Source organism: Frankia sp. CcCS3, from assembly GCF_977927575.1.
In genome coordinates this window covers 23,037-44,783 of record NZ_CDWRCL010000006.1, presented here as the reverse complement: position 1 = coordinate 44,783, position 21,747 = coordinate 23,037, and the positions used below count along the sequence as shown (strand labels likewise).

At 70.6% G+C, this 21,747-nt stretch carries 13 protein-coding genes, 1 tRNA gene and 2 pseudogenes; 10 read left to right on the top strand and 6 right to left on the bottom strand.

Going from position 1 to position 21,747, the window contains the following annotated elements:
• Positions 1 to 66: 66 nt before the first annotated feature.
• Positions 67 to 390, top strand: a pseudogene (locus tag AC08OQ_RS01380) (recombinase family protein); the annotation flags it as partial.
• 465 nt (positions 391 to 855) lie between these two features.
• Here the strand turns inward: AC08OQ_RS01380 and AC08OQ_RS01375 are convergent.
• Together AC08OQ_RS01375 and AC08OQ_RS01370 are read right to left on the bottom strand one after the other, a co-directional pair.
• Positions 856 to 990: a hypothetical protein gene (locus AC08OQ_RS01375; RefSeq protein WP_462202632.1), complete on the bottom strand. Its 135-nt coding sequence runs from the start codon at positions 988 to 990 to the stop codon at positions 856 to 858.
• A gap of 152 nt (positions 991 to 1,142) precedes the next feature.
• Positions 1,143 to 1,215: transfer RNA gene (locus AC08OQ_RS01370), tRNA-Leu, on the bottom strand.
• Positions 1,216 to 1,462: 247 nt separating this feature from the next.
• Here AC08OQ_RS01370 and AC08OQ_RS01365 point away from each other — a divergent pair.
• From AC08OQ_RS01365 to AC08OQ_RS01345, 5 genes are all read left to right on the top strand, one after another.
• Positions 1,463 to 2,062: an ANTAR domain-containing response regulator gene (locus AC08OQ_RS01365; protein ID WP_009399419.1), complete on the top strand. Its 600-nt coding sequence runs from the start codon at positions 1,463 to 1,465 to the stop codon at positions 2,060 to 2,062.
• Between the two features lie 43 nt (positions 2,063 to 2,105).
• Positions 2,106 to 3,731 (top strand): branched-chain amino acid ABC transporter substrate-binding protein, encoded by a 1,626-nt coding sequence (locus AC08OQ_RS01360; protein ID WP_476604265.1) that lies wholly within the window; start codon positions 2,106 to 2,108, stop codon positions 3,729 to 3,731.
• Between the two features lie 303 nt (positions 3,732 to 4,034).
• Positions 4,035 to 5,240: a branched-chain amino acid ABC transporter substrate-binding protein gene (locus AC08OQ_RS01355; protein WP_462186173.1), complete on the top strand. Its 1,206-nt coding sequence runs from the start codon at positions 4,035 to 4,037 to the stop codon at positions 5,238 to 5,240.
• Between the two features lie 223 nt (positions 5,241 to 5,463).
• Complete coding sequence (gene polA / locus AC08OQ_RS01350; protein ID WP_476604264.1) at positions 5,464 to 8,226, top strand: DNA polymerase I; 2,763 nt, start codon at positions 5,464 to 5,466, stop codon at positions 8,224 to 8,226.
• 254 nt (positions 8,227 to 8,480) lie between these two features.
• Complete coding sequence (locus tag AC08OQ_RS01345; RefSeq protein WP_476599175.1) at positions 8,481 to 10,541, top strand: putative bifunctional diguanylate cyclase/phosphodiesterase; 2,061 nt, start codon at positions 8,481 to 8,483, stop codon at positions 10,539 to 10,541.
• 27 nt (positions 10,542 to 10,568) lie between these two features.
• Here the strand turns inward: AC08OQ_RS01345 and AC08OQ_RS01340 are convergent.
• Positions 10,569 to 11,407: pseudogene (locus tag AC08OQ_RS01340) on the bottom strand (M4 family metallopeptidase); the annotation flags it as partial.
• 719 nt (positions 11,408 to 12,126) lie between these two features.
• On the opposite strand from AC08OQ_RS01340, the gene coaE reads away from it, so the two are divergent.
• Complete coding sequence (coaE, locus tag AC08OQ_RS01335; RefSeq protein ID WP_476599173.1) at positions 12,127 to 12,798, top strand: dephospho-CoA kinase; 672 nt, start codon at positions 12,127 to 12,129, stop codon at positions 12,796 to 12,798.
• 25 nt (positions 12,799 to 12,823) lie between these two features.
• On the opposite strand, the gene uvrB is transcribed toward coaE, so the two are convergent.
• Together uvrB and AC08OQ_RS01325 are read right to left on the bottom strand one after the other, a co-directional pair.
• The gene (gene uvrB, locus AC08OQ_RS01330) at positions 12,824 to 14,953 is read right to left on the bottom strand and encodes an excinuclease ABC subunit UvrB (protein ID WP_476599171.1); all 2,130 of its coding nucleotides are present in this window, start codon (positions 14,951 to 14,953) and stop codon (positions 12,824 to 12,826) included.
• 96 nt (positions 14,954 to 15,049) lie between these two features.
• Positions 15,050 to 16,552 carry a PucR family transcriptional regulator gene (locus tag AC08OQ_RS01325; RefSeq protein WP_476599169.1) on the bottom strand — a complete coding sequence of 501 codons (1,503 nt, stop codon included), beginning with the start codon at positions 16,550 to 16,552 and terminating at the stop codon, positions 15,050 to 15,052.
• A gap of 198 nt (positions 16,553 to 16,750) precedes the next feature.
• Here AC08OQ_RS01325 and AC08OQ_RS01320 point away from each other — a divergent pair, with 198 nt between their 5' ends.
• From AC08OQ_RS01320 to AC08OQ_RS01310, 3 genes are all read left to right on the top strand, one after another.
• Complete coding sequence (locus AC08OQ_RS01320) at positions 16,751 to 18,070, top strand: peptidase M50 (protein WP_476599167.1); 1,320 nt, start codon at positions 16,751 to 16,753, stop codon at positions 18,068 to 18,070.
• A 168-nt stretch (positions 18,071 to 18,238) separates the two neighbouring features.
• Positions 18,239 to 19,225 (top strand): TerC family protein, encoded by a 987-nt coding sequence (locus AC08OQ_RS01315; protein WP_476599165.1) that lies wholly within the window; start codon positions 18,239 to 18,241, stop codon positions 19,223 to 19,225.
• A 525-nt stretch (positions 19,226 to 19,750) separates the two neighbouring features.
• The gene (locus AC08OQ_RS01310; RefSeq protein WP_476599163.1) at positions 19,751 to 20,713 is read left to right on the top strand and encodes a glycosyltransferase family 2 protein; all 963 of its coding nucleotides are present in this window, start codon (positions 19,751 to 19,753) and stop codon (positions 20,711 to 20,713) included.
• 165 nt (positions 20,714 to 20,878) lie between these two features.
• Here the strand turns inward: AC08OQ_RS01310 and AC08OQ_RS01305 are convergent, their stop codons facing one another.
• On the bottom strand, positions 20,879 to 21,577 hold the full coding sequence (locus tag AC08OQ_RS01305; protein WP_476599161.1) for an MBL fold metallo-hydrolase: 699 nt from the start codon (positions 21,575 to 21,577) through the stop codon (positions 20,879 to 20,881).
• Positions 21,578 to 21,747 lie beyond the last annotated feature (170 nt).

Genomic DNA, 21,747 nt, shown 5'->3' with positions numbered 1-21,747 from the left:
CGGCCGCCCACCGTCAGCCCACGGGCCGCAACTGATCACAAAAGTCGGGTTGGAGTACTAACTTCGATGCGGGCCTCCCGCTCGGTGCGGCGGATGCCGTCCGCGCCGCGACCGCGTTCGTCCGGTCCGACCGTTTCATCGAGGGCAACCTGGGCGGGTGTGTGGAGAACGGCCAGTGATGATCTGCTGGCCGAGGTCGCGTCGCCGGGCCGCCGGTTCGATGTCGTGATCTGCGAGTCGATGTCCCGGATCGCCCGGCGGATGTACGAGAACCTCTCGGTCGAGCGGGCGCTGGAACGCGCTGGGGTGCCGCTGTTCGCCTGGAACGAGCCGATTCGGCTTGATGGCCCGCAGGCGTCGCTGCTGCAGCGGCGGATCAACCAGTCCGTGGCCGAGTACGAGGTGTGGCCGCCGGATGGCCGGCACCCTCCGGCACGGCAGCCCCTATTACCAGTGCCGGCCGCGCCCGAACGACCGCGGCGGCGGACCCGACGCGTACGACGGGCATCCCGGACGTTCTACATCCGCGAGGACGTCATCCTCTACGCCCTCACCGAGTTCTACGCCGACCGGCTGTTCGGCCCCGACAGGACGAAGACCTACCTCGCTGAACTCGCGACGACGGGCGACCGGGAAACCGAGGATCGGCAGGCACGCCGCGTCGCCATGGAGCGCACCCTCGCGGACCTGCCCCGCCGCCAGCAGAACATTCTGCGCCAGGCACAGGACGCCGACCCCGACGACCCGTTCAGTCAGGGGCTGCGGAAGTCCTACAACGGGCTCGAGGAACAGCGGCGCGCCAAAGCCGCCGAACTGGAAACCCTCGACGCTGCCGCTGCGGACGACGTGCAGACCTCAAACCGGCCCACCGTCGACGGCGCCGCCCTGCTCGGCGCGCTGCCCCGGCTGCGCCTGAGCCTCCACGACGCCCCCGAGGAGATCCAGCGCGAGTTCTACGAGTTGACGCAGCTCACCGTCCAGGTACACCACGAGGCCCAGGAAGCCAGCATCATGATCAGACTTCAGGCCGACCGGATCGAGGCGGTGGCCGCTGTCGCCTCGGCGGCGCCGCCACCGGCACCAGTCCGGCTCACCACACGGAATGCATCCGCGTCGTCACTTCGGCGTGTGGATGCTGTACGTACCCCGGGTGGGATTCGAACCCACACTGTCGGTGGTTTGAGCACCGTCTCTCTGCCGTTGGAGTACCGGGGCCGGCGGGTGGAGCGTGTTGGATCAGACGTAACAGGGGCGAGTTGGGGCAAGTGGAACGGGCGGAGGAACCGGGCGGGACGAGGGCGAGGAGATCGCCGTCGAACCTGGCCGGAACCTCTCCTTGAAGACTCTATCCGGGTAGGGTGCGTTTCGACCTCCCGCCCTCCGTGCCCGGGGCGGGGCGGCCACCCCGATCGTCCGTCCTGTCACACTAGGGACGCACCTCCGAGACCAGGAGTCCGACTCGATGAGCCAACCCTCCTCGAACCCGCGCCGGGTTTTGATCGCCGAGGACGAAGCGCTGATCCGGCTCGACCTCAGGGAGATGCTCCAGGAGGAGGGCTACGAGGTGGTCGGGGAGGCGGGCGACGGCGAGATGGCCGTCAACCTCGCCGGCAAGCTCCGCCCCGACCTGTGCATCCTCGATGTGAAGATGCCGAGGATGGACGGCATCGAGGCCGGCGCGAAGATCGCGAAAGACCGTATCGCTCCCGTCGTCATCCTCACCGCCTTCAGCCAGCGGGAGCTGGTGGAACGTGCCCGTGAGGCCGGCGCCATGGCCTACGTGGTCAAGCCGTTCCAGAAGAAGGACCTGCTGCCCACGATCGAGATGGCGATGAGCCGGTTCACCGAGATCGTGAGCCTCGAGGCCGAGGTGGAGGACCTGCAGGGGCGCCTGGAGGCTAGGAAGATCATCGAGCGGGCCAAGGGCGTGCTGCAGACCGAGCACGGCATGACCGAGCCGGATGCCTTCCGCTGGATTCAGCGCACCTCGATGAACCAGCGCCGGACGATGCGGGCGGTCGCCGAGGCCGTGCTGTCGGGTGAGGCGTTGCCGGGCTCGTGACCTCCGTGTCCGTGACCTCCGTGTCCGTGATCCCGGAAGCCGGGTGAGCGATTCGTCGCGGGCGTCTCTCGCGTCGATGGCCGGTTCGATCGGGCGGTGGACCCGGGCCAGATCGCGCACCGGTCGCGGGCGCGCGGCGCTCGCGGCTCTCGCCGTCCTGATCCTCGCGGTGCCCCCGGTCCTGGGGTTCACGCTGGCCGCCAGCCTTGGCGCCGGCGATGACGCCGGCGTCATCCGGGTCGCCACCCTCGGTGTGATGGCGCCGCTGTCCGGGGATCTCTCCACGGACGGGGTGAGCGCGCGCAACGCCGTCACGCTCGCGGTCGACGAGGCCAACAAGTCCGGGGCCATCCCGGGCTGGCGCATCGAGCTGTCCGCCCACGATGACTTGTCCCGTCCGGACAGGGGAGCGCAGGCCGTGGACGCCTTCGTGGCGAACAATCAGGTCATCGGCGTGGTCGGGCCGCTGAGCTCACTCGTCGCGAAGGTGTCCTTGCCCACGCTGAGCGCCGCGGGCATCCCCGTCGTCTCCCCGTCGAACGCGGACCCGACACTGACCGATTCCGGTTCCCGGCCGCGCACCCGGCCCTTCCCGTCCTACTTCCGCCTGGCCGGAACGGACGAGCGCCAGGCCCGGGTCGCCGCCGAGTACGCGGTCAGGACGTTCGGCCGCAAGCGTATCGCCGTCGTCGACGGCGAACCGAGATACGGCACGACCCTGGGCGCCCGCTTCGCGGCGCGCGCCGCCGCCCTCGGCGCGTCGGTGACATCGGTATACCAGGTCCGGGGGGACGAGACGGATGGATCCGAGATCGCCGGCACCGCGCGGGCGATTGAGGAGGACGCCCCCGATCTGGTCTATGTCTCGATGGGTGCGGCCTTCGCCGGGAAACTGCGGGCCCGGCTCGCCGACGCGGGAACGTCGATCCAGGTACTCGGTTCGGACGCGTTGCTCCAGTCCCGCTACACCGACGAGGCGAGGTCGGCGGCCGACGGCGACCTGATCATCGGTCCGCTGGTCCCGCCGACTCGGCTGCCGTCCTCAGGCGCCTTCGTCGCGGACTACTCCGACCGCTTCGGGGGACCGGCGGATGACGAGGGCAGTACCCGCCCAGGGGCCTCGGGCGGCGTGGAATCGCCTGGCACGAGTGGGCGGCCGAGTGGGACCCTGGGCCCGCGGGGCCAGGAGGACCCTGCGGACCTGCGGAGCCAGGAGGATCCAGCGGAGACCGCCTCGCCCGGCCGGGGCGCCACCACCACCCCGAGTGCGGTCCACGGCATCTTGACACCGGCATCGGCACCGGCATCGGGGTCGGGCCTGGAGGAGGGGCCCCACGGGCCGCCGGCCGCCGGTACCCGCGGCACGTCCGGGGTGAACGAGCCAGCCGCGGAGCTGGAGCTGCGGCGGGCCGAGGCCATCCCCGCGGTCGCGGCCTATGCGTACGACGCCGCCAGGGCGATCATCCGCGCAGCGGCCACGGTGCTGCCGGGCCGGACGACCGTGGACGCGGCCACCAGGCACGACCTCGTGACGGCGATCGGGAGCGGCTCGTTCGCGGGGATCACCGGCTCCGTCGCCTTCGACCGCTGGGGGGACACCCGATCGCCCACGGTCGTGCTCTACACGGTACTCGGCGGCAGATTCGTCCCGTTGAAGACGGAGAACTGACCGACCGGCGATGACGCTGCGGCGGCTGCCGCAATGGCTGCGGCGACCGGCATCCTCCGACCAGGCCGTTGCGGGTTCTGCCGGGTCGTTCGCTTCTCCGATCAGGTCGTTCGTTTTCGGACCCACCGGCGAAACCTCCTTCAAGTTACGACACGCTCACGTTGCGCTTCCCTTCCACCCCTCCGAAGGTTACGTTTTCGTCACTATCCGATTTCGATCGGTTGCCAAGATGCGGTGGCGGCGGACCGGGTTCTGACGCCGAGGGGGCGGTGGCGGCAGCGATGTGCTGTGGGAGGGCGTGTCATGACGGGTCCTGGACGGCGACGGGGCGTGCCCCGACCGAGCGTGACGCGGTGGGGGGCCCTCGGATCCGTGGGTGTGCTGACGGCCGCGGCCGTCCTTGCCGGCTGCGGCGGTGGTGCGTCCGGTGACGACGGGAAAAAGGAATACGTCATCGGCTTTCAGGGGCCGCTCTCCGGCGACAACCAGCAGCTTGGCATCAACGCCTACGACGGGGTGCTGACCGCCGTCGAGCTGGCGAACCGGCGCAAGGATCTGCCGTTCAGGCTGCGCCTGGTCGCCTCGGACGATCAGGGTATGGCCGAGCAGGGGCCCACCGCCGCACAGAAGCTGATCGACAATCCGAAGGTCATCGGCGTCGTCGGCCCCGTCTTCTCCGGACCGACGAAGTCGAGTGAGCCGCTCTACAGCAGGGCCGGGCTGCTGTCGGTCAGCCCGTCGGTCACCAATCCGGCGCTTACCGACCTCGGGTTCACCAGCTTCTACCGGGTCATCGCCCCGGACACCGTGCAGGGATCCGCCGCCGCGGAATACCTCGCCAAGGTCGTGAAGGTGGACAAGGTCTACTCTCTCGACGACCGGAGCGAATACGGCACCGGCTTGTCCGGATCGCTCGAGAAGGCCCTGACCGGCCGAGGAATCCGCGTGATCCACGACGGCATCAATCCGACGAAGGACTACACGTCCCAGGCCACGAAGATCCTCGCCGAGAATCCGGATGCCGTGTATTACTCGGGCTACTACGCGGAACTCGCGTTGCTGACCAGGGCGCTGCGCAGCAAGGGGTACACCGGGAAGGTCGTCAGCGGCGACGGCGCGAACGACGACCAGCTCATCCGCCAGGCCGGTGCCGGCAACGCCGAGGGAATGCTGCTGACCTGCCCCTGCGGTGACCCGAACAGCGATCCTGCGGCGGCGGGGTTCGTCGCCGACTACAAGACGATCAACGCCGATGCGCGGCCTGGAACCTATTCCGGCGAGGCCTATGACGCCACGAACGCCGTCATCGAGGTGCTGCGCGGGCTCGGTAGCGGCGCGACGCGGGAGGCCGTGCTCGCCCGGTTCGGCTCGGTCGACGTTCCCGGGGTCACCAAGCGCATCAGATTCCGGAAGAATGGTGAGGTCGAGGGTTCGACGGTCTACGTGTACGAGGTCCGGGCCGGGAAACGGACCGTGCTCGGCCCGGTCAGCTCCCTCGTCAAACCGTGACCCTCGTCAAACCGTGACCGGACGAACCTGACCGATCGGCGGACCTGACCGATCGGCGGACCTGACCGATCGGCGGAGCGACGTGACGGAGCGACGTGGTCGACGCGTCGGTCCGCCCGCTCGCGGCGAAACTGTCCGACCCACGGCCTAAACTCGCCGCGTGTCCGTCACCACTTCGTCCCCCACCTCGTCCCCGTCCGGGAGCCCGGCAGCGTCCGCCACTGTGGCCACCGCGGCCACTGTGGCCACCGCGGCCGGCCCGGCCGCGCCCTCGCCGAGTCCCGCGCCATCGAGCCCCGCGAAGCCGACCCCGGCGACGCCCCGGTTGTTACTGCTTGACGGGCACTCGCTGGCCTACCGCGCCTTCTACGCGCTGCCGGTGGAGAACTTCTCCACCACCACGGGCCAGCCGACGAACGCGGTGTACGGATTCACCTCCATGCTCATCAACGTCCTGCGCGACGAGCGGCCGACCCATGTCGCCGTGGCGTGGGACCTGCCGACCCCGACCTTCCGGCACACCCAGTACGCCGAGTACAAGGCCGGTCGGGCTGAGACCCCGGCCGACTTCGTCGGCCAGGTCAGCCTCATCCACCAGGTGTGCGACGCCCTCGCGGTGCCGGGGGTCAGCGCGCCGGGATACGAGGCCGACGACGTGATCGCCACGCTCGCGACCCTGGGCGCGGCCGAGGGGATGGACGTGCTGGTCGTCACGGGTGACCGTGACGCGCTGCAGTTGGTCGACGAGCGGGTGACGGTGCTGATGACCCGCAAGGGCATCAGCGACATGGTCCGCTTCACCCCCGACGAAGTGCAGGCGAAGTACGGCCTGTCCCCGGTGCAGTACTCGGACTTCGCGGCCCTGCGCGGGGATCCCTCCGACAACCTGCCGTCGGTGCCGGGGGTGGGGGAGAAGACCGCCACCAAGTGGATCCAGCAGTTTGGCTCGCTGGCCGAACTGGTCGACCATGCCGACGAGATCGGCGGGAAGACCGGGGCGTCGCTGCGCGCCCACCTGTCCGAGGTCATCCGCAACCGTTCCCTGACGGAGCTGTCCCGTGACGTGCCGCTCGACGTCGTCCCCGCCGGCCTGCGGATGCGGCCCTGGGACCGGGAGGCCGTCCACCAGCTGTTCGACACGCTGCAGTTCCGGGTGCTGCGGGAGCGGCTCTACGCGGCCCTCGCGATCGCGCCGCCTCCCGCCGACGAGGGGTTCGAGATCGAGCTGACCGTGCTCGGGCCGGGCGAGGTGGCCCGGTGGCTCGCCGAGCACGCCCACAGAGCCGGCCGTACCGGCCTGCACGCCCGGGGCACCTGGGGGCGCGGCACCGGCCTGCTCGCCGGTCTCGCGCTGGCCGCGGCCGGCGGTGCCGCGGCCTGGCTCGACCCGACGCTGCTCACCCCCGCGGACGTGGCGGCGCTGGGCGCCTGGCTCGCCGACCCGAACCAGCCGAAGGCCGCCCACGACGTGAAGGGGCCGATGCTGGCCCTGACCGAGCTCGGCCTGCCGCTCGCCGGCGTCACCAGTGACACCGCGCTCGCGGCCTACCTGGCTCTGCCCGGCCAGCGGTCCTTCGACCTGGCCGATCTCGTCGCCCGGTACCTGCATCGCGACCTGTCCGCCGACCCCGTCCCGGGCGGCCAGCAGCTGACCCTCGACGGCTCCGGCGAGGCCGACCAGGCGCACGCGGACGCCGTGCGGGCCCGGGCCTGCCTCGAGCTCGCCGACGCCCTCGACGCGGACCTTGAACGCCGCTCCGCTGCCACCCTGCTGCGGGACATCGAACTCCCGCTGGTCACGGTCCTGGCCGGCATGGAGCGGGCCGGCATCGCCGTGGACTCCGAGCACCTGGCCGAGCTGCAGAAGCGCTACGGCGGCGAGGTCAGCGCGGTCGCCGCGCAGGCCCACGAGATCGTCGGCCGGCCGTTCAACCTGGGCTCCCCCAAGCAGCTGCAGCAGATCCTCTTCGACGAGCTGGGCCTGCCCAAGACCAAGAAGATCAAGACCGGTTACACCACGGACGCCGACGCCCTCGCCTGGCTGGCGGTCCAGTCCGACCATCCGCTCCTGCCGGTGCTGCTGCGGCACCGTGACGTGGCCCGCCTCAAGACGGTCGTCGACTCGCTGATCCCCATGATCGACGACGCCGGGCGCATCCACACCACGTTCAACCAGACGATCGCCGCGACCGGCCGGCTCTCCTCCGCGGACCCGAACCTGCAGAACATCCCGATCCGGACGGCCGAGGGGCGCCAGATCCGCCGGGCCTTCGTCGTCGGCGCGGGCTACGAGACGCTGCTGACGGCGGACTACTCGCAGATCGAGATGCGGATCATGGCTCATCTCTCGGGTGACGAGGGCCTCATCGAGGCGTTCGGCTCCGGCGAGGACCTGCACACCTTCGTGGCCGCCGAGGCGTTCGGCCTGCCGGTCTCCGAGGTCGACCCGGAGTTGCGCCGGCGGATCAAGGCGATGTCGTATGGCCTGGCCTACGGGTTGTCCGCGTTCGGCCTCGCCGGGCAGCTCGGCATCGCGCCGGACGAGGCCCGGGAGCACATGGACGCCTACTTCGCCCGGTTCGGCGGGGTCCGCGACTTCCTGCGTGGGGTCGTGGAACGGGCTCGCAAGGACGGCTACACCGAGACGATCCTCGGCCGCCGTCGTTACCTGCCCGATCTGACCAGTGACAACTCCCAGCGGCGGCAGATGGCCGAGCGGATGGCGTTGAACGCGCCGATCCAGGGTTCCGCCGCGGACATCATCAAGATTGCGATGTTGGGGGTCGACCGGGCGTTGCGTGCCGGGGGGTACGCCTCCCGGCTGCTGCTCCAGGTGCACGACGAACTCGTCCTCGAGATCGCGCCCGGCGAGTACGAGGCGATCGAGCGGCTAGTCCGGGCCGAGATGACCTCCGCGTACACCATGTCGGTGCCGCTCGACGTGAGCGTTGGCGCCGGCCGCACCTGGGACGACGCGGCACACTGAGCGTTCCTGTCACTGAGCGTTTCTGTACCCCGGATGTCATTTTTGTGCCGAATTATTCCGCTGGTTTCCCGGATTTCCCGTCGTATCCGGTATCGGTCGAGGAATTGTACCGAGCCGTGAAATTGTATCGGTGCCGTGAAATCGCATCGGTGCCAGGAAACTGCTGGCCGTGATGTCGGTCACGCCGGATCGACGGCTATGTTGGAAGGAAACCTGACCCGGTCCTGTCGCCGTCGTGCACCGTGATCTCTCGGATGCGGGGTCGCCGCGACACCCGGGGCGACGTCCCGCTCGGTGCGGTTCGTCTCCGTTCGGCCCGCCTGATCCGCTCGGTCCGTTCGGTCGGGCTCATCGCGGGTCAGTGCGGGAGGAAGCTGTTTTTGATCAGCGGGCGTACGTTCGCCGGCCGTCGGCGTTTTCTCGTGGTCACCCCTGCGATCGCGGCGGTGCTCTTCCTGCTCGCCGGGTGCATTCCGGGCTCCCCGGGTTATCTGCGCTGGGGAAGCTGGCTGGGTCTGGTGGTCGCGGTCGGCAACACTGTCGTCGGGCTGGTGGCTAACCCGAGAGGGCGCTGGATTCCGCCCGTCGCCGTCGCCTCGCTCGCCGCCGCGCTCGCCTTCGCGCTGGCGAGCGCGGCGCCCGGCCGGAACGCGGACACCTACCTGACCTGGTTCCCGGTGCTGTGCGCCTATGCCGCTCTGGTCCCCGTCGGCTGGGCCGTCGCCGGCACCGCGGCCGTCTGCGGTGCCGTCGTCGCCGGCGTCATCGCCCACGACGGACTGGCCGAGGCCGCCGCGCCCATGTTCTCCACCATCGCCGCCGTCGTGCTCGTGGGCGCGGTGGCGAAGGCCCTGTTCCGTGAGGGCCTGCTGCAGACCCGTTCCGATCCCCTTACCCGCCTGGCCAATCGGGGCGGGACGATGGAAATCGGGCAGTCCGCCGTTGCGAAGATCAACGCCGCGGGGAACGAGGCTGTCCTCGTCCTGGTGGACCTCAACCGGTTTCACGAGGTCAACGATGCGCTTGGTCACCTCGGCGGCGACCAGCTGCTGAGGATGATTGCCGAGACGTTGCCGACCCTGACCCCGAGGCCGGTGTTCGTCGGTCGGGCCGGCGGGGACGAGTTCGCGCTGGTGTTCCGCGGACCCGAGATCACCCCGGCGCCGCCCCCCTCATCCGCCTCGCCTCCCTCATCCGCTTCACCCGTCCCGCTCGGCCCGTCGGGCGCGCCGGCCGTCCGCGGCCCCCTGCCCGCGGCCCTAGCTGCCGGGCGGCGGCGCACCCTGGGTCGGCGGGTCCTCCGCCAGATCCAGGGGCCCTTCCAGGTCTGCGGGGTCGACGTCGAGGTGGACGCCTCGGTGGGCATCGCGGTGGCCCCCCGCGACGGCGCGACCATGGCCACCCTGATGAGCTGCGCCGATGCGGCTCTGCTGCGGGCCAAGCGGGTCGGGGAGAGCGTGGGCCTGTGGGAGGCCGGCATCGCCGGGGTGCGGCCCGAGGAGATCGCGTTGAACGCCCAGTTGCGCGCCGCGATCGGCCGCGACGAGCTCGTTCTGTACTACCAGCCGGTCCAGTCGGCTCGGACCGGTGGGATCGTCGGTGCCGAGGCGTTGCTGCGGTGGCGGCACCCGAGCCGTGGGCTGCTCCCCCCCGGCGAGTTCCTGCCGATCGCCGAGCGGTCCCCCCTGATCGCGGACCTGACCCGGTGGGTTCTCGACGAGGCGCTGCGGCAGTGTGCCGCCTGGGACGTGGGAGGCCTGCACCTGCCGGTGTCGGTCAATCTCTCCCCCCGGATGCTGGTGCTCGACGACCTTCCCCGGGTGGTCTCGGACTCGATCGCCGCGCACCGGCTGGCCCCCGACGTCCTCACCCTGGAGATCACCGAGAGCGCCCTGGTCACCCAGCCCGCGCGTGCGGCGACGATGCTGGGTCAGCTGCGCTCCCACGGCGTGGCGCTCTCCCTCGACGACTTCGGCACCGGGTACAGCTCGATGGAGATCCTCAAGACGTTGCCGTTCGACGAGGTCAAGATCGACCGGGGGTTCGTCACGGACGTCCGGGGGAGCCTGCCCGACGCCGCGATCGTGCGTTCCGTGCTCGATCTGGGACATCGCCTGGGGCTGCGGGTCGTCGGTGAGGGCATCGAGGACGAACGGACCTTGACGATGATGGTCGACCTCGGCTGCGACCTGCTGCAGGGAGAGGCGATCTCGCCTCCGCTGCCGGCGGAGCGCATCCGCGAGCTGCTGCGGGCCCGGGCCGCGAAGGCGGGCAAGGTGGTTCCGGGCGGTGACGTCCGATGCCGCCGGGCGTGATGGTCCGAATTACCCGGATGCGCGGAATTACCCGGATGCGCGGACGGCGATGCCGACGGCCTGCCACGCCTCGGAGACGGCCTTCCGCGCGTCCGCACCGAACAGCAGGCCGGCCTGGCGCACGGTCACCGAGGCGAATGCGCGGAACGTCGTGTTCGGCCGGATCTGCGGTGCGCGCAGGGTCTCGTACCAGATGTGGCCGGCCTTCTCCCAGGCGTATTCACCAAGAGCCGTCGCGGCGAGGTAGAACGCCTTGTTCGGGATGCCCGAGTTGATGTGGACGCCGCCGTTGTCGGCGGTCATCCGGACGTAGCGGTCCATGTGGTCCGGGCTGGATGTCGTCGCCGAGCACCGGATCGTCGTAGGCGGTCCCGGGGGCCTTCATCGACCGCAGCGCGACGCCTTGGACGGCGTCGGTGAGCAGCTCGTCGCCGATCAGCCAGTCGGCCTTGCTCGGCGGTCTGGCCGCGGACGTACTGCTTCACCAGGGAACCGAAGACGTCGCTGATCGACTCGTTGAGCGCGCCGGACTGGTTCACATACATCAGCGCCGCCTCGTCCTCGGTGACGCCATGGGTCAGTTCATGACCGATGATGTCGAGTGACACCGTGAAACGCTTGAACAGCTCACCGTCGCCGTCGCCGAACACCATCTGGCGGCCGTTCCAGAAGGCGTTCTCGTAGTGGTCGCCGTAGTGCACGGTGGCGAGCAGAGCCATCCCCTCGTCATCGATGGAGCTCCGGCCGAGGACGTCGGAGTAGAACGCGAACGTCGAGCCCAGGCCGTCGTAGGCCTCGTTGACCGCCGTGTCGTCGATCGCGGCGCCACCCTCCTCGCGAACCACCGCACCCGGCAGGATCTCGGTTCGGATGCAGCGCGGAGCCGACCCCGACGGCGCAGGACCGTCCGCGCCCCCAGCTGGATGATCGCTAACGTGAGGCTGCCGAGGATCAGGAAGGTCATGTTCTCGTCGAGCCAGGTGACAACGCCGTGCGTCCATGGCGTCACGGCACGCGCCGCCGTCAGGTAGAGGGCCGAGGACAGCAGGGAGCCGGGAACCAGGAAGCGCAGGAACCGGCGCAGCGGGACGTCGCCGGCGCCGAGCACCGCGTCCACCGCCGCGTTGGTGTTCAGCAGGCAGAACCACAGCAGCGGGCGCTGGGTGCCGCGGCGGGACAGCGCCGCCACGACGCGGCCGGTGCTGAGGCGCCGTAGGAGCACCGAGCGGATGTTGTTGCGGGCCAGATCGAAGTAGCCGACGTCGATCAGCCCGCGGAAGAACGCGGCGATCAGCAGGGCGGGGACGAACGGCACCGTGCCGCCGACCAGCAGCAGGATCGCCCACGTGGGTCGCAGCGCGACGAGCAGCAACGGCGCCGAATCGGCGAGCGCCGGTGCCAGGGCGAGGCCGAGGGCACCGAGACCGAGCAGCGTGCCGGTGAGCAGGACCGGCCAGAGCCGGTGCGCGACCGGGGCAGCTTCCATCCGCACAGTCTGCCAAGTACGCGAGCTGCCAAGTACGCGAGGGCGCAGACGGGCGGACCGGTCGGGTGGCTGGCTCCGGGAGCTGGCAGACTCGGCGATGTGTTCACAGTAGGTCTGACGGGTGGCATTGGTTCGGGCAAGAGCGCGGTGTCGGCGCGCCTCGCGGCCCGGGGCGCCCTGCTGATCGACGCCGACCAGGTCGCCCGGGACGTGGTGGCGCCCGGCACCCCGGGGCTCGCCGCGGTCCTGGCGGAGTTCGGCACCGAACTGGCGAACGCGGACGGTGGCTTGGACCGCGAGGCGCTCGGCCGGATCGTGTTCGCCGATCCCGCCGCCCGTGGCCGGCTCGAAGCGATCGTCCATCCGTTGATCCGCGAGGAGACGGCGCGGCGCATGGGGGAGGTGCCACCGAGCGGGATCGCCGTGCACGACATCCCGCTGCTCGTCGAGGTGCACGCCGAGGGGACCTACGACGTGGTGCTGGTCGTCGAGGCGCCGCGGGAGCTGCGACTGCACCGCATCGAGGCCCGCGGCCTGCCCCGCGACCAGGCGCTGGCGCGGATGGCGAACCAGGCCACGGACTCCCAGCGCCGGGCCGTCGCCGACATCGTGGTGGACAACGGTGGGAGCCTGGACGACCTCGACGCCCGCATCGAGGAGGTCTGGCAGGACCTGCTGGCCCGCCGCGACGCCAAGGCCGCAGCCAAGACCGGGACCGTCGCCACGGATACCGTCGCCAGCGGCACGGATACCGCCGCCCCAGCCGGCTGATCGTGGCAGGCCGGCGCTCACGGCATCACTGCACGCCGGCGGCGCCCATGCCACGCAGCTCCTTCTTCAGCTCGGCGATCTCGTCGCGCAGCCGGGCGGCCAGCTCGAACTGCAGCTCCTTCGCCGCCTCGTGCATCTGGTCGTCGAGCTGGCGGATGAGCTGCGCGAGTTCGTGGGAGGGCAGGCCGGCGAGTTCGGCGGCGTACCGGCCGGCGGCACCCTCCCTGCCGGCGCGCGACTTCATCCCCGGAACCGGGGCCTTGCCGCGGGACTGCGACCGGCCGCCGCCGATCAGCTCGCCGTCGGCCGACTCGCGAACCATGTCGTCGAGGATGTCGACGACCTTCTTGCGCAGGGGCTGGGGGTCCAGCCCGCGTTCGGTGTTGTAGGCGATCTGCTTCTCGCGCCGCCGGTTCGTCTCGTCGATGGCGCGGCGCATCGACGGGGTGATCGCATCCGCGTACATGTGGACCTGCCCGGACACGTTACGGGCGGCCCGGCCGATCGTCTGGATCAGTGACTTGTCCGAGCGCAGGAAGCCCTCCTTGTCGGCGTCGAGGATGCTCACCAGCGACACCTCGGGCAGGTCGAGACCCTCGCGGAGCAGGTTGATCCCGACGAGCACGTCGAACTCGCCGCGGCGCAGTTCGGTGAGCAGCTCCACCCGGCGCAGGGTGTCCACCTCGCTGTGCAGGTACCGCACCCGGATGCCGAGCTCGAGCAGGTAGTCGGTGAGGTCCTCGGCCATCTTCTTGGTCAGCGTGGTGACCAGGACCCGTTCGTCCCGCTCGGCGCGCAGCCGGATCTCGTGGACGAGATCGTCGATCTGCCCCTTCGTCGGCTTGAGCACGACCTCGGGGTCGAGCAGGCCGGTAGGCCGGATGATCTGCTCGACGACGCCGACGGACCGGCCCAGCTCGTAGGGGCCCGGGGTCGCCGACAGGTAGACCGTCTGGCCGATGCGACCGAGGAACTCCTCCCACCGCAGCGGGCGGTTGTCCATGGCGCTGGGCAGCCGGAACCCGTGCTCGACGAGGTTGCGCTTGCGGGACATGTCGCCCTCGTACATCCCGCCGATCTGCGGGACGGTGTTGTGCGACTCGTCGATCACCAGCAGGAAGTCGTCGGGGAAGTAGTCGAGCAGGGTGTGCGGCGGGCTCCCGGCCTCGCGGCCGTCGATGTGCCGGGAGTAGTTCTCGATGCCCGAGCAGAACCCGACCTGGCGCATCATCTCGATGTCGTAGGTGGTGCGCATCCGCAGCCGCTGCGCCTCCAGCAGCCTGCCCTGCCGCTCCATGGTGGCCAGCCGCTCGGCGAGCTCCGCCTCGATGCCGGCGATCGCCCGCTCCATCCGCTCCGGCCCGGCGACGTAGTGCGTGGCCGGGAAGACGTAGATCTCCTCCGCCTCGCGGACGACCTCCCCGGTCAGTGGATGCAGGTAGGTGAGCCGCTCGATCTCGTCGCCGAACATCTCGGCTCGGACGGCGAGCTCCTCGTAGACCGGGAAGATCTCCACCGTGTCCCCCCGGACCCGGAACGTCCCGCGGGTGAAGGCGAGGTCGTTGCGGGTGTACTGCACGTCGACGAAGCGGCGTAGCAGCAGGTCCCGCTCGATCTCGTCACCGACCCTCAGCCGCACCATCCGGTCGATGTACTCCTGAGGCGTGCCGAGTCCGTAGATACAGCTGACGCTCGCGACCACGACGACGTCCCGGCGGGTGAGCAGGCTCATCGTCGCCGAGTGCCGCAGCCGCTCCACCTCCTCGTTGATCGAGGAATCCTTCTCGATGTAGGTGTCCGTCTGCGCGATGTACGCCTCGGGCTGGTAGTAGTCGTAGTACGAGACGAAGTACTCGACGGCGTTGTGCGGCAGCAGCTCCCGGAACTCGTTGGCGAGCTGCGCGGCGAGCGTCTTGTTCGGAGCCATCACCAACGTCGGCCGCTGCAGGCGCTCGACCAGCCACGCGGTGGTCGCGGACTTCCCAGTGCCAGTGGCGCCGAGGAGAACGACGTCGGACTCGCCGGCCCCGACCCGCCGGGCCAGCTCGTCGATGGCGGCGGGCTGGTCGCCCGACGGGGAGAAGTCGGACACGACCTGGAATGGCGCCCGCGTCCGCTCGATGTCGATGGTGGGCCGTTCGAACGTTGTGCTCACGGCTCCTAGCACACCACAGGCCTCCGACAGTTTCCGCCCGGTCCCCCGCGCGCCCCCCCGGGACCGCGGGACCAGCCGCTGTCAGCCGGGGTGCGGTCAGTCGGCCGAGGGATCCCAGCCGATCAGCCGTGCCCCGAGCACGGCGGTCTGCAGGACGTAACGGTCGGTAGGCGAGGCCGGGTCGTGCCTGGTCAGGGCGTGGATACGGTCCAGCCGGTAGGTCAGGGCACGCACGGACAGGTGCAGCTGCCGCGCCGCCGCGAGCGCCACCCCGCCGGTGGTGAAGTAGGCGTCGAGGGTGTCGATCAGCGGACCGGCGCCGCCCCGCGCCGTGCGCAGCGGCGAGAGCACCGCGTCCACCAGTTCGGCCAGGGCCTCCCGGTCACGCAGCAGGACCTTGTAGATGAGCAGGTCGTCGGCGTGGACGACGTGCCCGTCGAGCCCGAGCCGCCCGGCGATGTCGACGGCGCCGCGGGCCTCCTCGAACCCGATGCGGATCCCGGCGACCCCGCTGCGCCCCCGGCTGACCCCCAGCCGCCAGACCAGCCCGGGCTCGGCCTGCAGCCGCCGGGCCAGCGCCGTCACCGCCGTCATCGTCGTCACCGCCGCGGCCGCTGTGGCCGCCGTGGCCGTGCCCTCCGCCAGCGCGAACGCCGGCAGCGGGGAGAATCCCGCGTCGCCGGTCTTCGGCAGGTCCGGGCGGCGACGCCCACGCGGCCGGGCTCCCGGCGCCGGCCGGCCGGCCGGGGAGGTGAGGTTCGCGGCGGCACCGGCCGGGAACCGGGTCAGGTCGTTCTCCTCGGGCATGAGGCAGACGAGCAGACCGTTCCTGGTGGCGACCAGCGGGTCGGTCGGACAGTGCTCCCGCAGCGTCGCCTCCGCCGACCGGGTCAGGCCGCGGCCGTCGAGAAACCGGCGGTTGCCCGCGACGACGACGACCACGTGCGGCGCCTCCAGGCGCAGGCCGAACGTACCGGCCCGTTCCAGTAGTTGCCCCACCTCCGACGTGCCGGTCAGCAGGTCGTCGACGAGCTCGCGGCGCAGCGCCTCCTCGAAGCGAGCCCGGGCGGTGCGGGCGGCCTCGTAGCCCTCGCAAACGGCGGCGACCACGTCGTCGCTGGCCCGCAGCACCGCCGAGGCCGCCGCCCGGGTCCTCGAGACGGCGCCGACGGCCTCGGCCATGGAGCGCGGGGCATCCGTGGGCTGACCGGGCTGTGCCGGGCCACTCGAAGCCCGGCCGAGCTCGCGGGCCGCCCGGTCGGCTGCCCGGACGGCCGGCAGCGACGGCCAGATCCGCCAGGTCGCAGAGAGGTAGAGGTCGACGAGGGCACGCAGCGCGGCGCCGGACTCCGTCGCCGTCCGGCCGAGCGCACGGAACGTATCCAGCTCCGCCGCGGACAGCCGCCGTCCGCTGTCTGCGGCGGAGGCTAGGACGTCGAGATAGTCCCCGAGCAGGCCGGCGTGCAGCCGGGCGTCGGCGGCGGCCAGCACGGCCGCCCGGGGGAGCCGGGTGAGGCTTGTCCCGGGCAGTCCCGCCGGGGCGTCGTTGTCGACCGCGGTGATCTCAGCTGGCCGGGCTACTTCCTCTACTTTCTCCATCTGCCGGTCTCCTCCCTCGATGATGCCGAACTTCGATGTTGCCGAACCTCGGCAACGAGATCGTAGGCAAAGTCGCAGACTCCCTGCGGTGTCTGCCGGGACGTTGAAGGGCAGGCTAGGCGTTGAGCATGTGTGACACCTGGTCGTGACCGCGGCCAGGTGAAGGGTGAAAGAACTCATTAGGAGCTCTGAGCGGACATGACCACCCATGACGCCACCCGACGGGGACATCTCCCGCCGATCACGGTGCGTCCGGGATTGGCTATCTCGGTGGCGATCGTCACCGTCCTCCTCTCCGCGATCACGCTGCCGGCCACCGTGCCCGGCCGGCCCGGATTCGCCTACCTGTCCGGCGGCCTGATCGGGGCGGGCCTGCTCGTGGGCGTCCTGCTGGCCGCCGATCTGATGCGGGCCCGGTCGGCCCGCCGGTCGGGGGTGACCGCTCTCGGCATCACCCTCGGCGCCTTCGGAAGCCGGCTGGTCCTGGCCGGCGCACCCGACCGCTCCGCGAGCGTGGTGGCTGCCCCGCGTCCGGCACCCCCCCACCCGGCATCCCGCGGCATCGATCTCGCGCCGCCGCCCGTGGTGGCCCTCGATCCCGCGCCGGGGATGGGCACCCAGGTCGGCACCCAGGTCGGCACCCAGGTCGAGGCGCGGATCGCGCGGGCCGGCCTGCTCGTCACCGCCGCCGCCGGGGCCCTGCTTGTCGTGCTCGGCGCCCTGGCACCCGCCGGCACCTGGGAACTGGCCGGGGAGGTGGCCCTGTGGGTGGGTACCTTCGCGCTGCTGGTGACCCTCGTCGACGTCCTCCCCTCCCCGCGCAGCTCCGGCGGTCGGTTGATTGCCGCCCGGGTGGAGCGCCGCACCGGCAGTCGTGCGCGCGCCGAGCAGGCCGCGGCCCGCGCCGGTGTGATCACTGGCTGGTCGCTGATCGCCGTCGGGGTGGTCGGGTCGTTCCTGGTTGGGCTCGTCGCGCTGTGGGCCGTCCTGCTGGGTTGGTTGGCGCTGGGCACCTCCCGGTTCGCCCAGGCGCAGCAGCGGGCCTACGTCGCGCTGGAGGGTCTGACCGTCCGGGACGTGATGAGCCCGCCGCCGCCGCCGTTGTCCGCTTGGACGACCGTCGCGAGCGCGCTGGACGAGGTCGTCCTGCCTTCGCGGAGGGCGGTGCTCGGGGTCGAGGACTTCGACGGATCCCTCGCCGGGGTGGTGCTGTTGCGTGACCTCGCCGCCGTGCCGATGGACGATCGAGGTCTCGCCCGGATCAACCGGGTCATGATTCCGCTGGAGATGGTTGCCACCGCCCGTCCGGACGAGCAGCTGACGGGCGTCACCGGCCGACTTCTGGAGCGGCCGGCCGCGGGCTGCGTCGTCGTCCTCGACGCCGCCCCGGATGACGGTCGCCTCCGCTTGGTCGGAACGGTGGGCCCGGTGGAGCTGAACCAGGCGGTGGAGACCGCCCCGCTGCGCGGGCGCGCCACCACGGTCCGCCCCGCCCACCCCGGCGGCTTCTGGCGCTGACCGCCCGCCGCGGCGGGCACCCGGCTCCCCTCCTACTCCTCGGCGTGACCATCGCCGGGTGAAGTGTGCTCTGACCGACTGCTGGCAACGGGGCCCGGTCGGTCAGGGCGACACCGTTTCGCGCCGCGTGCCCGCGGCGCCGCGTTCCGACACCACTGGAGATCACCTGTGTACGTGCCCCCCTGGGCCTGGGCCGCCTTCGTCGGCGTCCTGCTCACACTCCTGACCATCGACCTGCTGGCACATCGTCGGGCTCACGTCATCGGCTTTCGTGAGGCCGCGTGGTGGAGCGTTCTGTGGGTCTCGCTGGGCATCGGATTCGCCGGTGTCATCTGGGCCTGGCAGGGCCCGGGGCCCGCCGGCGAGTACGCCGCCGCGTGGCTGCTGGAGAAGAGCCTGTCCGTCGACAACCTCTTCGTCTTCGCGCTGATCTTTTCTTATTTCAAGGTGCCTCGCGCCTACCAGCACCGCGTCCTGTTCTACGGTGTGCTGGGAGCGCTCGTGCTCCGTTTCCTGTTCATCGCGGCCGGTATCGCGCTGCTCGAACGCTTCAGCTTTGTCATCTACGTCTTCGGGGCTTTTCTGCTCTACACGGCAGTCACGATGCTCCGGGGCAACGGCGTCGAGATGGATCCGGGCCGGAGCAGGGCGATCGCGCTGCTGCGCAAGGTCATTCCGGTCACCGACGACTATCAGGGGCAGCGTTTCGTGTTTCGGCGTGCCGGGAAGCTGGTCGCCACGCCGCTACTGGCCGTCCTCGTCATGATCGAGACCGCCGACGTCCTGTTCGCGTTCGACTCGGTGCCCGCTGCGCTCGGTGTGACCGACAAGGTGTTCCTGGTCTACACGAGCAACGCCCTGGCCATCCTGGGGCTGCGGTCGTTGTTCTTCCTGCTCTCCGGTCTGATGGATCGTTTCCACCACCTGGCGACGGGGCTCGCGTTCATCCTGGCCTTCATCGGCGTGAAGATGTTGCTCACCGACGTGTGGCACCCGCCGATCGCGCTGTCGCTCGGCGTCATCGCGGTGACATTGATCGTGGCCATCGTCTGGTCGCTGCGTACCACCCCGCCGGCCCCGCGGTCCGTGGCCGAGCCGGAGGGGGTGGCCGAGCCGCGGTCCGTGGCCGAAGGCTCCCAGGCGGCGCCCCGATGATCAGCGGGCGATGGGCCGGCGGGGTCGTCGCGTCGAGCGGCTTCTCTAACGCCGCCGCCCCGTCTCGGGTGAGCGGACCGTCCGGGGCGGTGGCCAGCGCCACGGCACTCGCCGTGGCCTGGCCCTCGGTGAGCATGATCGGCGCAAGGGCCGTGGTCTGGTCGGGAAAGTGCGACTGTTCACCCGGAGGCGGGCCGCCCGTGACGTCAGGCGGGTGACGAACCGGGCCCGGTTCGCCGCGCGTCCGGAAACATATCGAGGAATAGTGTCGCGACGCGCCGGGAACGAGGATGCCGGACAGCCCTGGCTCAGCGGTTATGCTGGTTCCGGCGGGTACTGCGGTACATCGGTGCACGTCCAGCCGCCGGGACGTATCTCTCTGACGCGGGCGAGGAGACGCGCGGGCGGGAATACTCGACGTTCCAGGGCCGATCGTGTGTACTCGTTCGGTGTGAGCTGTGGTCCTTCCTCGCCGATTCTTCCCGAAATTTCGCAGCTCGTTGCGGGCGCACTAGCCGAAGGCGGATGATGCACAGGCTGTTGGCGGTCGTCGTTTCTCACGGGGGATCGACGTCTCTGTACCGGTTGCTGACCACACTGGATGCCATGGAGGAATGCCGGGTATTTCTGGTGGAGAATGACGGGAAATCCCGGCATGATGCGTTGCCGGACGGTGTGCGCGTGATCCAGGGGCACGGGAACGTCGGATACGGTACCGCGGTGAACCTCGCTGTCCGCCGTGCCGTGGAGGACGGGCTGCGGCCGGAGTGGATCCTGGTGGTCAACAGTGACGTGACGGTCCCTGCCGACACCGCGACGATGATCCCGAAGCTGCTCGCCTGGGCCGCGTCGTCCGCCGACGTGGTCGGCTTCCCGATCCGCGGCATGGCGGGCGAGCGGGGGCGGGCGAGTGCCGTCCTGCCGCGCCCGCGGACGAACGCTTACACGGCGGTACGGGGCGAGATCGCCGCGGTGGAGAGGTGGCCGGAACTGCGCTATCCGGTCGGCGCCTTCTTCGCCGTCCGTTCGGAGATTTTCCTACGGCTGGGCGGATTCGACCCGTCGTACTGGATGTACTACGAGGAGACGGATCTGTTCGCCCGGTTGCACGCCGCGGGCGGGCGCATCGTCTGGGCGGACGACGCCTGGCCGGTCGTACATGTGGGCGGGGAGACCGTCGGGCGGTCCGGGCTGCTGTACGCCGAACTCGGCCGGTCGGCCGCCACCTATGCCCGGCGGCACCGTCACGACGTGGGCCGGTCGTGGACCGCGGTGCACGCGGCCCAGCTGACCGTCCTCGCCGCGCGCAAATTGGCCGTGGGCCGGTCGCATGACGCGTTGCGCGCGGTCCGGATCCTCTCCGGGCTGGTGAGCGGGCTGGCCCGGCCAGGCTGGGAGCCCGCGGTCAGCTCACGGTGGCGCGCCGTCCCGGCCGAGACGCGGCTGCGTCTCGGCCATCTCCGCCCGGTACCGCGGACGCCGCAGTAGCGGCAGGATGATCCGATCGGTGATCTTGCCGACGGCTTCCCCGGACAGTAGGCACAGCGTCAGCATCACCTCGTTCCGGAGGAGGTCTCAACGGACTGAGCGCATCCGTGGCGTGAGCGCGTCGAGGCCGAGCTCGCCATACCGGAGCCGGCCTCACCGCCGCCGTCACCAGCCGCGGGTGCGCCATTCCGCCAGGTGCGGGCGTTCGGCGCCGAGGGTGGTGTCGTGTCCGTGGCCCGGGTAGATCCAGGTGGTGTCCGGCAGTGGGCCGAAGATCTTGCGTTCGAGGCCGTCCATCAGCGTCGTAAAGGCCTGTTCGTCACCGAACGTGTTTCCAGGGCCGCCAGGGAACAGGCAGTCTCCGGTGAAGAGGTGGGGGGCGGCGGGATCGGCCTCGTAGAGCAGGGCGATGGATCCGGGTGTGTGCCCGACCAGGTGGATCACCCGAAGGGTGGCCGTCCCGACGGCGACCTCGTCTCCGTCGCGCACCTGCCGCGCGGTGGGCACCGGAATGGCCGGGGCGTCGTCCGGATGGGCGACCGTGCTGGCCCCGGTGGTGGTGACCACATCTGCGAGGGCCTGCACATGATCATCGTGCTGATGGCTGGTGACCACCGTCGCCAGCCCCGCGTCCCCGACGAGCCGCAGCAGCGTGTCGGCCTCGTTTGCCGCGTCGACGAGCAGCTGCTCCCCGGTGACCGGGCAGCGCAGCAGGTAGGCGTTATTGTTCATCGGGCCGACGGCGATCTTGGTGATCGACAGGCCTGGCAGGGTCCGTACGTCGGCCGGACCGCCGACCGTGACTTTCCCGGTGTACTCGGTGTAGCCGGTGCGGCTGGTGTCGCCGCCGTCGGCGTCGCTCATGGTGATCCTCTCCGGAGCGGATGGCGCGGATGGGACGGGAGCAGGGGATAGCTGCCGGTCGTTACGGTCCGTCAGGTGGCACCGGGAGATCTGATGCCTCTGACGCCTCCGAGGTCTCTACCGGATTCGACGGATTCGTCCGGCTGGTGGTAGGTGACCGCCCCCGGAAA

Excerpts from the sequence above, each read along its gene's own strand:
- AC08OQ_RS01305 (WP_476599161.1), bottom strand. The coding sequence starts at position 21,577 with ATGAGCGACGCCGACGGCGGCGACACCAGCCGCACCGGCTACACCGAG.
- AC08OQ_RS01345 (WP_476599175.1), top strand. The coding sequence starts at position 8,481 with ATGCGGGGTCGCCGCGACACCCGGGGCGACGTCCCGCTCGGTGCGGTT.
- AC08OQ_RS01325 (WP_476599169.1), bottom strand. The coding sequence starts at position 16,552 with ATGGAGAAAGTAGAGGAAGTAGCCCGGCCAGCTGAGATCACCGCGGTC.
- AC08OQ_RS01310 (WP_476599163.1), top strand. The coding sequence starts at position 19,751 with ATGATGCACAGGCTGTTGGCGGTCGTCGTTTCTCACGGGGGATCGACG.
- AC08OQ_RS01320 (WP_476599167.1), top strand. The coding sequence starts at position 16,751 with ATGACCACCCATGACGCCACCCGACGGGGACATCTCCCGCCGATCACG.
- AC08OQ_RS01365 (WP_009399419.1), top strand. The coding sequence starts at position 1,463 with ATGAGCCAACCCTCCTCGAACCCGCGCCGGGTTTTGATCGCCGAGGAC.
- AC08OQ_RS01355 (WP_462186173.1), top strand. The coding sequence starts at position 4,035 with ATGACGGGTCCTGGACGGCGACGGGGCGTGCCCCGACCGAGCGTGACG.